This is a genomic window from Edaphobacter sp., assembly GCF_028283685.1.
Taxonomy (GTDB): domain Bacteria; phylum Acidobacteriota; class Terriglobia; order Terriglobales; family Acidobacteriaceae; genus Edaphobacter.
Window position 1 is genome coordinate 327,661 of record NZ_JAPWKF010000001.1, and the last position, 12,024, is coordinate 339,684.

The following is a 12,024-nucleotide window of genomic DNA, read 5'->3' on the forward strand; positions in this document are numbered from 1 at the left end:
CTTCCATCTATTCCAGAGCTGCTGCTGCACTTTCAGTTTACTGCTCGTGGATCACTCCTTCAGATCCGTTGCCTCGGGCGGCACAATCCTGCCTGCGCGTTGAGGCTTGTCACGGAAGTCCCCTGAAAAGCAAACGAAACTCTCGTTTGTTCTGTGTATCCTCGACTCATGAAACGCTTTTGGCTGCTGGTGTTTTTTATGTCGGCGCTGCATGGCATGGGTTGGGCCGCCGATGGGGAACAGAAGATCGCTGAACTGGGAACGTGCCCGCTGGAAAGTGGCGGAACCATTCTCGACTGCAGAGTAGGCTACCGAACCTTCGGAACGCTCAACGCCGATCGCACCAACGTCGTTGTCGTTCCTACGTGGCTCAACGGCCGCAGCGAAGACCTCGCCAATCTGTTTGGAGACAAGCCTGGCCGCTCTCGCCTCGTCGATACCACAAAGTTCTTCGGCGTAGCATTCGATGCCTTCGGCGACGGTGTCTCGTCCTCGCCATCGAATAGCAAGGGCCAACATGGACGCGCTTTTCCGGTGTTTACGCTGGCTGACGCGGTCCGCGCACAACATCGCGTCCTGACTGAAGTGCTGAAGGTCAAACATGTTCACGCAGTGCTCGGCCTCTCAATGGGCGGACACCAGACCTTTGCCTGGAGCATTCTCTATCCGCAGTTCGTGGATCGTGCAGCGCCGATCGTCGGCTCGCCACAGACCACCAACTTCGATCACTTGTCCAAGCAGATCGTGATCGACGCCATCGAATCGGACCCAGCGTATGAAGGCGGCAATTACACCACGGAGCCGCCGCTGAAGCTGGCCAACGAGATCGGCTATCAGATGCTGACGACGCCGCGCTTCCGCAATGGTGAAGCGACGCGCAGCGAATATGACGCGTGGCTCAAGAAGATTGAGCGGCCGCAGCGACAGGACGCCAACGACCGCATCTGGCAGGCGAAGGCGATTATTCTGCATGATCTGCTGGCAGGAAAATCTCTTGAAGAAGTCGCGCGCGCGACGCCGGTCAAGTTTCTTGTGATTGTGGGGGCGGAAGATCGGATGGTGACGCCAGCGCCCGGTATCGCGTGGGCGAAGGCTGCTCCGGGGGCGGAGCTTTATGTTTCGGAGGGACAGTGCGCTCACCTGATCATGGACTGCGATGCCGATGGCGTGCGTGAGAGGGTCGAGCGCTTCCTCAATCAGCCATAGCGGCCAGATTCGCGCGGCGCTCAGCAATTGCTCGAACGGCATCTTTGTCGACGTCAGGCCCCACCAGCAGGATCACTGGGGCTGGGCCGACATCGCTGCTACGCAGGGTTTCGAGCGTGGCGACGTGAACCTGCTCCTCCGAGGTGGAGGCGCGGGAGACGGCAGTTGCTGGCGTTCCCGGAGCGATGCCGGAGGCGATGAGATCGGCGGCGAGGGCTTCAAAGTCGCGGCCGGGCATGTAGATGACCAGCGTCGCTTCTTCCGGAAAGGCACCGGACCAGCTTGGCGTAAGTGCAACCTTGCCGGCTGCGTGATGCGCGGTGGCCAGGATCAGCTTGGAGGCGCGGGTGCGATCGGTGAGCGTGGCCTCGAGCGAGGCGGCTACGGCGAAGGCCGTGGTGATGCCGGAGACGATCTCGAAGGGAATGCGATGTTCGCGTAGGAAGGCGATCTCTTCGCCTGCGCGACCGAAGATGAGCGGGTCGCCGGATTTGAGGCGAATTACGGAGCTTCCGGCGCTGGCGTGTTCCAGAAGAAGTTCGTGGATGCCGGCCTGCGTGATGCGTGGCTGGCCGCAGCGCTTGCCGACGGAGATGATGTTCGCGGTCGGGCTGGCGAGCGAGAGAATCTCGTCAGAGACGAGGTCGTCGGGAAGGATGACGTCGGCAGTCTTGAGAAGATGAGCGGCGCGAAGTGTCAGCAGCGCCGGGTCACCGGGTCCAGCGCCGACGAGATAGACGTGACCGGCAGCGGCATCGGGGATCGAGATCACGGCTTCTCCGTTTGCTGCGGGTTCGTGAGGGCGTGCTCGCGGGCGAGCAGGCGCGACGGGCACTGATCGTAGGCGCAGACCTGACGCTGGGCGAGCTCGTGCAGGATGAGGCGGCGCTGCTCGTTGAGGGGTTCTGCGGCGACGACCTCGCGGCGAAGATTACCGAGATCGGCGAGCCATTCGCCGAGGTCGAGCGGCAGCTGTTCGTTCAGGTCTTTGCGCAGCTGCTGGGCCAGAGCAGGCGAGTTTCCGGCGGTCGAGATGGCGATCTGAAGATCGCCGCGACGGACGATGGAAGGGAAGTAGAAGTCGCAGAAGGGTGGGTCGTCGACGGCGTTGCAGAGGACGCCGGTTGCGGTGGCTTCGGCGAAGACGGCGCGGTTAACGGCGGGATCGTCGGTGGCCGCAACGACGAGGAAGGCTCCGGCGAGGTCGCCCTGCCGGTACGGGCGGCGATCGAGGGTGATCTCGCCGTTGGCAGCCAGCTCGGAGATGACCTCGTTTGCGCGAGGCGCGATCACTGTGACGCTGGCGTCGGCAGCGCGGAGGGATGCGATCTTCGACTCGGCGAGATGACCGGCACCGATGACGACGCAGGGGCGATTGGTCAGCTTGAGGAAGATGGGGAACAACGACATCGATGGCTCCGGGATCAGGTCACCGGGAGGGTACCCGGTACATATTTGCGCAAAATCTTCAAAACAATGGCGATATTGGCGCGGTTACCAATGGGTGATACAGGAAGCTAATGTCTTACGCCTGTTCGCGCCTAAAGCATTCCAGATCAATCATCTTTCGCGTTTCTTTCATGAGCTACCTTCAACCAGCGCCATCGGTCATGGGATACAAGGACGACCAACTTAAGAGTAGCAGGAATGCTCTATCTTATCGGCGCGCGGCAGGTTGTTGAATACAAGCGACATGACTCCATCTGCGGGTTGACAGCGGATTCTCAAGACCGCCTGCGGATGTCGGTTGATTCTCGACGATCCGCAGACAGCTTAAGACAGGTTATTCTCCGAGGGCGAGACGACCGGCGCCGACGGGAGGAGCGTCACGCTCGACCGGTTCGACGACCTCGCCTGCCAGATGGGCCAGAAGCGTGGCGTTGTCGGTGCGGCTGAAGTAGCTGCGCAGGTCTTCGCCGGGCTCGCGCAGATCGAGATAGCCGCGCAGAAGGCGAGCGATGGCGTCGGGGCAGTCCTCGGCGGCGGCGCGGTAGCCGATCTGGCGGGCGATACCGGCGTACTTGCCGACGGAGCCGCCGACGCAGAAGTAGAAGGCGTCGACCATCTGGCCGTCCTTCTTCATCTTCTTGCCTTCGAGGCCGATGTCGGCGATCCAGCTTTGGCCGCAGGAGTTGGTGCAGCCGGTGACGTGGATGCGGATCTGCTGGTCGAAGGCGGGCAGGCGGTCTTCCAGCTCGGCGACGAGCCACTTGTTGAAGGCCTTGGTCTCGGCGATGGCGAGCTTGCAGAACTCGGTGCCGGTGCAGGCGATGGCACCGCGGAAGAAGGCGGAGCTATCGACGTGCAGGCCGAGGGTGCCGAGTTCGAGGACGAGGGCTGCGGTCTCGCGGTCGGGTACGTTGACGATGAGGATGTTCTGGCCGATGGTGGCGCGGAGGTGGCCGTCGCCGTACTTCTCCGACAGATCGGCGAGCTTGATGAGGTCGTCGCCGGAGAGACGTCCGTTGATGACGGTGGCGCCGACGGCGGAGAGGCCGGGCTGACGCTGCGGCGTGATGCCGACGTGGTCGCGGTAGATGTCGGCGGGAAGCGCTTCCATGGAGAGCGGGCTGGGGTCGAGCTTGTAGCCGAGCTTCTCCTCGATGGCGGCGAGCATGGACTCGGGTGTCCAGCCGTGCTTCATGAAGAGGTATTTGATGCGGGCGCGGGTGCGGTTCTCGCGGAGGTCGGTCTGCTCCTTGAAGATGCGGACGACGGCGGTGACGACCTCAATGGCCTTGGACTGCGGGATGAAGGCCGGGATGCGCTCGGCGATGTGCGGCTCGGTGGAGAGGCCGCCGCCGACGCGGAGGGTGTAGCCGATCTCGTCCTTGCCATCGACGGTACGCTTGATGGCGGTGAGGGCGACGTCGTTGATCTCGGGGAAGGAGCACCAGACGGGGCAGCCGGTGACGGTGATCTTGAACTTGCGCGGCAGGTTGTAGAACTCTGGATTCGCGGTCAGAAGATGCGCGATCTCGAGAGCGAGCGGTGAGGCGTCGAGGAGCTCGGTGTGGTCGAGACCGGCGATGGGGCAGCCGGTGACGTTACGCACGACGTCGCCGCAGGCACCCTTGGGGGAGAGTCCAATTGCGGTGAGGGCGTCGACGACATCGACGAGACCACCGATGGTGAGCCAGTGGAACTGGATGTTCTGACGCGTGGTGATGTCGGCGAGATTGTTGGCGTACTTCTTGGCCAGTTCGCCGATAACACGGGTCTGATGGGCAGTGAGCAGGCCGTTGGGCATGCCGATGCGCATCATGAAGTACTCGCTCTCCTTGCCTTCGCCGCCAACGCCGCCGGTGACCCCTTTGCCGTCACCCTGGGTGTAGACGCCCCACCACTTGAAGTAGAGACCGGTCCACTCGGGAAGAACGTTATCGCGTCCGTTACGTGCGAATTCGCGGACCTCGTCCCATGCCTCCCAGGGATTCTTGGCGATCTTCAGGCGTTCAGAACGCTGGGCTTTGGTCTCTTTGGGGGTGGCGGCCGGTGTGGTGGACATCGTGGTGCGGATCCTTTTCCGAAACGGAGATTAGTTTGTGGCGATAAAGAAAAACCCACTCATTCGGGAGTGGGGTCATTTGGCTGGCTTGCCTTGATGATTCCTGCACTTAGCGCAGAAGAAAGGCAGAGACACCAAACACCCGGCCGCAACAACACATGCGACAGTCGAGCGAGTTGGCGTACTTGTAAACCATGCTTAAAGGCTAATCGCCACCGCGGGGAACGTCAAGGCTAAGCCTGCATCCTGCTGAACCGAAGTATGATGGCCGCGAGTGCGATGATGGCCGCGAGGTCGATGAGTCCAGGAGGCAGGATTGAAGCGATTGGTGCTGGTTGGGATTGTGTTGGGGCTTGCGATTCATGGGTTTGCGGAGAATGCGCGGCATAGCGTGACGGAAAAGATCGAGTGGACGTATACGGATCGTCCGGAGAAGCCTGATGCGGCGCTGGCGAATGTGCTGCTGGTGGGCGACTCCATTACACGCGCCTACTATGCGGCTACGGCCAAGGATCTGGAGGGGAAGGCGAATGTGTATTACTTCGCGACGTCGTGCTCGGTGGGCGATGAGCGGTTGAAGCCGCAGCTGGCGGAGTACTTCAAGATGATGAGCGTGAAGTTTGCCGTGGTGCACTTCAACAACGGCATGCATGGCTGGGGCTACAGCGAGGCGGAGTTCAGAAGATATTTTCCGGAGCTGGTTGCCGCGGTGAAGACAGGTGCTCCCGGGGCGAAGCTGGTGTGGGCGACGGTGACGCCGGTGCGGAAGGACAAGGACGGCGGCGCGACGAATGCGCGGATCGACGCACGGAATGCGATCGCCGCCGAGCAGGTGAAGGCCGAGGGGATTCCGGTGGACGATCAGCATGCGCTGATGCTGGGACACCAGGACCTGCACGCCGACGATGTGCACTTCACGTCAGCGGGGGCGGCGATCCAGGGGGAGCAGGTGGCGGGATCAATCGAGAAGCTGCTACCGCTAAAATAGCGGCTTACTCTGCGCCGGCGAGGGAGTACTTGTGGCGGACGTCGGAGCCGCGCACCCAGAAGATGACGTCTTCGGCGATGTTGGTGGCGTGGTCGGCGGAGCGCTCGAGGTTGCGGGAGACGATGATGGCGTTGAGGGCCTGTTCGCTGATCCCGGGCTGGCTCTGCATGATATCGACCATGTCTGCGGCTATGGTGCGATTGATGGTGTCGACCTCGTCGTCCATGGCGAGGACCTCTTCGGCCATGCGGGCGTCGGCTTCGAGCAGGGACTGGACGGCACGGCGGATCATGACGCCGACCTTCTCTCCCATATCGGGGATGTCGATGGGGAGCTCGATGAGCGGAACCTGCGAGAGGGTCTTGGTGCGCTGGGCGATGTTGGCGGCCTGGTCGCCGATGCGCTCGAGGTCGCCGTTGATCTTGATGACGGCGAGGATGAATCGGAGGTCGATGGCCATGGGCTGCTCCTTGGCGAGCAGGTCGTAAGCGAATTCGTCGACATCGCTCTCGGCGGCGTTGATGGCTGCTTCGATGACGGCGACGTGATCACAGAGCGAGAGATCGCCGGTGAGATAGGCCTCCAGGGCCAGCGAGAGTGCCTGCTGCGAGAGCGCAGCCATGGCGAGAAGCTTGTCTTTGAGCGTCAGCAGCTGCTGATGAAAGTGAATACGCGGCATCGGGCGACCTCCTTTGGCTGTTGGTCTTCTATTGTGACGCAGAGATAGCGCCAGTGTGATGAATTTGTGAAACGTTGTTGCGGAATACGGTACGTCTTTCGTGGAAGGACGGTTCAGTAGAGCAGGTAATTCGCGCGGCGCGCCTTGAAGGCATCGAGATCCTGCTGCCAGGATTTGACGATGGTGCGCGGATCGTCGCCGTTCTTGATGGCGAGCATGCTGTTGACGCTGAGCAGGAGGCTGTCGCCGCGGTCGAGATTGAGCTGACGCGGGTAGAGGCGGCGGATGGCGGACATCAGCTCGACGCCCATGGCGGGTGAGTCGAGGACGCTGCGGTCGGTCAGCGTGAGGTGGACGGCGGGGATAGTCTGGCCATGGTAGGGAGAGTGGTTTGCGTCTTCTTCGATGGTGACGGTGGAGGCGGAGAAGGTGACGCCGGGGATGTTGCGCGCGGTAAGCGCGGCGGCGAGCTCAGACGCGTTGAAGAAAGGTGCGGCGATGTTCTCGAAGGGCATCGGGGTTCCGCGGCCGACGGAGACGTTGGTGTGCTGGAGAAGCTCGACGCCGGGGTAGAGCGTGGCGGCGCCGACGGAGCGCAGGTTGGGGCTGGGGTTGATCCAGGGCAGGCCGGTGTCGTCGTAGTACATGCTGCGCTGCCAGTTCTGCATCTTGATCACGGTGACGAGAGCGCCGAGCGGGACCTGCATGTTGGGCGAGGTCGGGCTCGAGATGCGGCGCTCGTTGTTGATGTAGCGAGCCAGTTCACCGAGTGTCATGCCGTGACGGATCGGCATCTGCATGTAGTTGACGTAGGAGTCGCGGTTGGGGTCGGAGACGGGCCCCTGCACGGCGACGCCGCCGATGAGGTTGGGGCGGTCGAGGACGATGATCTCGAGGTTGTGGCCGAGCTTCTTTTCAGCGGCGGCAGCCTCGATGAAGTAGCCGGTCTGGGCCTCGTAGGTGTAGAAGCGGACGCCGGCGTCCTGCAGATCGACGACGACAGCGTCGAGGTCCTTGAGCTGGTCATGGGTGGGATGGCGCGAATCGGCCTTCGCTCCATAAAGAGAGGTGACGGTGATGTGAGTCGCAGGGTCGACCTCGCCGGAGATGCCCATCTCGTCTTTGGTGCCGAAGAGTCCATGCTCTGGAGAGAAGATGGCTTTGAGTTCGACGCCGGGGACAGCTTTGGGTGCCTCGGTGGCGAGCAGGTCGATGGTGCGATGGCCGTGGGCGTCGACGCCGCACTGATTGGTGAGGATTCCGAGGCGGAGGTGACCTCCGTGCCGCTTTTCGGCTTCGGCGAGGTCCGTATAGTGGGTAGCTTCGAGGACGTCGATGCCGGTGAGAACCTTTACCGGCGGAGTGGTGCCGTAGAGATGAAGCGCCTTTGCTGCGGCGGTGGCGACGTCTGCGCGTAACGCAAGCACTGAACCCGCGCCGACGTGAGGATGTACGGCGTTGGAGAGCAGGACGACGTAGGTGTCGGAGCCGGGGTCCATCCAGAGGGTGGTGCCGGTGAAGCCGGTGTGGCCGAAGCTGGCTACATTCCCAGCCCCGGCGGTAGGAAAGACGGAGCCACGCGGACGGGAGAAGGCTGTGTTAATGTCCCAGCCGAAGCCGCGCAGAGCAACGCCCTTGGTGGGCTTGAGGTCAGCGGTGTAGATGGTGGCGGTGTCCTCAGCGGTGGCGGGCTGCTCGGGCCTGGACATCAGCTCAAGCGTGGACTGCTTGACCGGGAACGGACCCTTGTTGTGTACGAGCTTTTCGAGCAGGGCATCGGCAAAGAGCGAGACATCGTGGGCCGTCGAAAAGACGCCTGCGTGCCCGGCGACTCCGCCCATGCGGCGCGTGGTGGGATCGTGGACGGTGCCGCGGAGGAGGTGGTCGTAGTCGGGATTGGCGGAGGGGTTGTCTTTGGATTCGTCGTCGTGAGCGGTGGGCGCGGTCTCGGGGATGACGACGTTGGGGCTCCAGGTATGCGCGGGGCAGACCATGTGGATAGCGGTGCGCGGGACTGGCCCGGGATAGACGGCGGCACCGATGCGAGAGACCGGACCGCAGGTCTTGTCGAAGGGATGGAAGGAGGTCGACATCATGCCGAGCGGCTTGAAGACGTGTTCCTGCGCGTAGACGTCGAGGGGCTGGCCGGAGAGCTTCTCGACGAGGGCGCCGAGGGTGATGAAGTTGATGTCGGAGTAGACGAACTTCGTTCCGGGCGTGCCTGCGAGAGACGACTCCATGGCGCGTTTGATGCCTTCGGCCTTGTCGGGTGCGGTGAGGCCCCAGGGATCTTTGAGGGAGACGTCGGGTGCGAGGCCGGAGTAGTGCGTCAGCAGTTCGCGGATGGTGACGTGCTCTTTGCCGTTGGCAGCAAACTCGGGGAGGTACTTTGCGACGGGATCGTCGAACTGATATTTGCCCTCGTCGTAGAGCTGCATCATGGCTGTGGTTGTGGCGAGACACTTGGTGAGCGAGGCCATGTCGAAGACGGTGTCTTCGGTCATGGGCTCTGCGGCAGTAGAGCCGTCGGGGCTGGGCTCACCCTCGATCTTGCGGTTGCCGTAGGCCTGATGGAAGAGGACCTTGCCGTCGTGACCGACGACGATCACGGCTCCAGGCAGCTTGTGCTGCGCGATGGCGTTATCGACGAGCGTGGTGATCTGCGAGAAGTCAGGCGCCGGCGCTGTTGCCCGGGATTGATGCGAGGCGGCAGAGAGGAAGACAGAATCTTCTGCCTGGCCACGGGACGACAAGGCAAAGAGAGAGATGACGATGGCGGCAGTTGCGATCTTCGCGCCAGTAGACTTTGTCGATTTCGGCATAAGGAGACTCGCAAGGTAGCCCACGGCGAAGGTCAGAATCGAGCCGATGAGGACGTACCAGGTCCAGGCGACGCGAGGGATCGTCATGTCGCCGATGAGGGGGAGATTGGAGAGATGGATGGGCTCGGTCTGCAGCCAGAGCGCGACGTTGAGCGCAAATCCGGCGATGAGGCCGATGATGGCGCCGCCCTGTGTGGCGCGTCGCGTGAGGGTTCCAAGGAGGAAGACGCCCAGCATCGAGCCGTAGGCGACGGAGGCGATGGAGAGGCCGATCTCGACGACATGGCCCTTGCCGCCAACCTTGATGCTGTAGACGGCGATGGCGAAGAGAACCAGCGCCCAGATGACGGTGGAGGAACGCGAGATCATCATGCGCTCGCGCTCGTCGGCGTCAGGCCGCCAATGCATGTAGAAGTCGACCACGGTGGTGGAAGAGAGAGAGTTGAGCGCAGCCGAGAGGTTGGACATGGCGGCGGCGAGGATGGCGGCGACCAGAAGCCCGGCGATTCCGGTCGGCATCTCGGAGACGATGAAGGAGGGGAAGAGACGGTCCGGGGCGATGCCGCTTGCGGGCGCTGTTCCGTAGAAGACCCAGAGGCCCGCACCGATGAGCAGGAAGAGGGTGAACTGCACCAGGATGACGACACCGGAGGAGAGGAGCGCAAGCCGGGATTCGGCGAGGTTCTTTCCGGCGAGGAGGCGCTGGACCATCAGCTGGTCGGTGCCGTGGGAGGCCATGGTGAGGAAGCTTCCGCCGAGCAGACCGGCCCAGAAGGTGTAGGTCTGGGTGAGGTTGAAGGCGAAGTCGAACAGGTTGAGTTTGCCTGCGGCTGAGGCGGCAGCGTGGATGTGGCTCCAACCGCCGGGGACGTGAGTGCCCAGGGTGATGATGGCAACGATGGTGCCTGCGATGTAGAGGAACATCTGAACGACGTCGGTCCAGATGACCGCGGTCATGCCGCCTTCGAAGGTGTAGAGCAGGGTGAGCAGCGAGATGATGGCGATGGAGAGCACGTCGCCGGTGCCGATGGCGATGGCGACGACGATGGAGACGGCGAAGACGCGAACACCCTCGGCGGCGCAACGGGTGATGAGGAAGAGGCCTGCGGTGACTTTGTGGAGCGTATGGCCGAAGCGCTGGTCGATGAGCTGGTAGGCGGTGAGCATCTCGCCCTGAAAGTAGCGGGGGAGGAAGAGGGCGGCGACGAGGACACGGCCGACCATGTAGCCGAGGACGATCTGGAGGAAGCCGAAGTCGCCGGTGAAGGCGACGCCTGGGACGCTGATGATGGTGAGGGTGCTGGTCTCGGCGGAGACGATGGAGAGAGCGATGGCCCACCAGGGTGCGCTGCGGTCGGCGAGAAAGTAGCTCTTGAGCGATTTGCCGCCGCCTGCCTCCTTCTTGCCGCCAAAGCGCAGGCCGAAGAGAGTGATGCCGGCCAGATAGGCGACGATCAGGGCTAGGTCAAAGGCGTGCAGATGCGAAGCGGTCGCGGCAAAGGGCATGGTAGCGAGTGTATAGCGTGGAAGGGGCGTCCTGTAACGGTGGAAGCCATTTACTACCAGTATGCTCGCGGTGTTTGTTGAGGATGCGCCTTAGAGAACGGCAACTCCGTGCAGCAGGGTCTTCTGGAGCTTGCCGGAGGCGTCGAAGACGTTGAAGTTGGCCGGAAGTCCGGGAGCGACTGCGGCAGTGGTGGCTTCGAGTCCGAGCATGGCGGCGGGGTTGCGGGAGGCGAGTCGCGAGGCGATCTCCAGCGGTGCGCCGGTAAACTGCTGCAGGTTTTCGACGGCTCGGCCGAGGGTGAGGACGCTTCCGGCGAGGGTCTCCTTGCCGTTGGCGAGGTCTTCGGTGGCGAGGGCGCGGCCGTTGGTGACCGTCACGGGGAAGGTGCCGAGGGTGTAGTTGCCTTCGGGCATGCCGGCGGCGGCCATGCTGTCGGTGACGAGGAGAGCGCGATGAACGCCCTTGGCCTTGAGCCAGAGGCGGACGAGCTCGGGCGCGACGTGGATGCCGTCGCAGATGAGCTCGGCGAAGAGGTTGTCGTCGTCGAGGACCTCGCCGAGGACGCCGGGCTCGCGGTGATCGAGGGGACGCATGGCGTTGTAGGTGTGGGTGGCGGAGCGAGCTCCGGCCTCGATGCCTGCGCGTGCCTCGGAGGCAACGGCGTTGGTGTGGCCGATGCTGACGCGGACGCCCCGCGCGGTGCAGTGGCGGATGAGGTCGAGGGCGCCGGGGATCTCGGGTGCGATAGTGATCAGCTTGATGTGTCCGCGGGCGGCCTGCTGGAAGCGGTCAAAGAGAGCGATGTCGGGCGGAAGAATATCGGCAGGCGGATGGACGCCGCGCTTGGCGTGCGAGATGAAGGGGCCTTCGAGATGGATACCGATGGGCCGGGCCGTGTGAAGGTCTTGAGGGGCTTCGATGGCGTTGGCGATGCCTTCAAGCGAGCGGAGGGTCGTGTCGATCGGCGCGGTGACGGTGGTGGGCAGGTAGTGGCCAACACCGTGGACTGCGTGATGATGACTGACGGCAGCGATCGCCTGCGGCGTGCCCTCCATGACGTCGTGGTTGGCACCGCCGTGAGTGTGCACGTCGAGGAAGGTCGCGGTCAGGATGGCCTGCTCACCTGCGGGGGCGGCGTTCGGCTCGATGGCGGCGATGAGGCCCTCGTTGTCGATGGTGATGACGGGCGACTCGATGACTTCGGTGGCGGTGATGAGACGACGTGCAGGGAGGGTCTGGTACATGATTGCGTTCTCTTGTCTCTTCTGTCCGATTTGGACTGCGCTTGAACTGGATGCGCGCGATTTCAGCGAA

8 protein-coding genes are annotated in these 12,024 nt (G+C 63.0%); 2 read left to right on the forward strand and 6 right to left on the reverse strand.

Features of this window, described 5'->3' with window-relative positions:
- The first annotated feature begins 168 nt into the window (after nt 1-168).
- On the forward strand, nt 169-1,206 hold the full coding sequence (locus PW789_RS01330) for an alpha/beta fold hydrolase (protein WP_299370461.1): 1,038 nt from the start codon (nt 169-171) through the stop codon (nt 1,204-1,206).
- On the opposite strand, the gene cobA is transcribed toward PW789_RS01330, so the two are convergent.
- The 3 genes from cobA to PW789_RS01345 all read right to left on the reverse strand — a co-directional run bounded on the left by cobA (nt 1,193) and on the right by PW789_RS01345 (nt 4,714).
- Nucleotides 1,193-1,978 (reverse strand): uroporphyrinogen-III C-methyltransferase, encoded by a 786-nt coding sequence (cobA, locus tag PW789_RS01335; protein WP_299370463.1) that lies wholly within the window; start codon nt 1,976-1,978, stop codon nt 1,193-1,195. The genes PW789_RS01330 and cobA overlap by 14 nt on opposite strands.
- The gene (locus PW789_RS01340) at nt 1,975-2,616 is read right to left on the reverse strand and encodes a bifunctional precorrin-2 dehydrogenase/sirohydrochlorin ferrochelatase (protein WP_299370465.1); all 642 of its coding nucleotides are present in this window, start codon (nt 2,614-2,616) and stop codon (nt 1,975-1,977) included. The genes cobA and PW789_RS01340 overlap by 4 nt, the downstream gene beginning before the upstream one ends.
- 373 nt (nt 2,617-2,989) lie before the next feature.
- Complete coding sequence (locus tag PW789_RS01345; protein WP_299370467.1) at nt 2,990-4,714, reverse strand: nitrite/sulfite reductase; 1,725 nt, start codon at nt 4,712-4,714, stop codon at nt 2,990-2,992.
- 316 nt (nt 4,715-5,030) lie between these two features.
- Between PW789_RS01345 and PW789_RS01350 the strand changes: the two genes are divergently transcribed.
- Nucleotides 5,031-5,702 (forward strand): SGNH/GDSL hydrolase family protein, encoded by a 672-nt coding sequence (locus tag PW789_RS01350; protein ID WP_299370469.1) that lies wholly within the window; start codon nt 5,031-5,033, stop codon nt 5,700-5,702.
- Between the two features lie 4 nt (nt 5,703-5,706).
- Here PW789_RS01350 and phoU read toward each other — a convergent pair whose 3' ends face one another.
- The 3 genes from phoU to nagA all read right to left on the reverse strand — a co-directional run bounded on the left by phoU (nt 5,707) and on the right by nagA (nt 11,954).
- Entirely contained in the window at nt 5,707-6,381 is a 675-nt protein-coding gene (gene phoU, locus PW789_RS01355) for a phosphate signaling complex protein PhoU (protein WP_299370471.1), read from the reverse strand.
- Between the two features lie 113 nt (nt 6,382-6,494).
- Complete coding sequence (locus tag PW789_RS01360; RefSeq protein ID WP_299370473.1) at nt 6,495-10,709, reverse strand: sodium/solute symporter; 4,215 nt, start codon at nt 10,707-10,709, stop codon at nt 6,495-6,497.
- A gap of 90 nt (nt 10,710-10,799) precedes the next feature.
- On the reverse strand, nt 10,800-11,954 hold the full coding sequence (gene nagA / locus PW789_RS01365; protein ID WP_299370475.1) for an N-acetylglucosamine-6-phosphate deacetylase: 1,155 nt from the start codon (nt 11,952-11,954) through the stop codon (nt 10,800-10,802).
- Between the last annotated feature and the right edge of the window lie 70 nt (nt 11,955-12,024).

Excerpts from the sequence above, each read along its gene's own strand:
- PW789_RS01330 (WP_299370461.1), top strand. The coding sequence starts at position 169 with ATGAAACGCTTTTGGCTGCTGGTGTTTTTTATGTCGGCGCTGCATGGC.
- PW789_RS01340 (WP_299370465.1), bottom strand. The coding sequence starts at position 2,616 with ATGTCGTTGTTCCCCATCTTCCTCAAGCTGACCAATCGCCCCTGCGTC.
- PW789_RS01345 (WP_299370467.1), bottom strand. The coding sequence starts at position 4,714 with ATGTCCACCACACCGGCCGCCACCCCCAAAGAGACCAAAGCCCAGCGT.
- phoU (WP_299370471.1), bottom strand. The coding sequence starts at position 6,381 with ATGCCGCGTATTCACTTTCATCAGCAGCTGCTGACGCTCAAAGACAAG.
- PW789_RS01360 (WP_299370473.1), bottom strand. The coding sequence starts at position 10,709 with ATGCCCTTTGCCGCGACCGCTTCGCATCTGCACGCCTTTGACCTAGCC.
- nagA (WP_299370475.1), bottom strand. The coding sequence starts at position 11,954 with ATGTACCAGACCCTCCCTGCACGTCGTCTCATCACCGCCACCGAAGTC.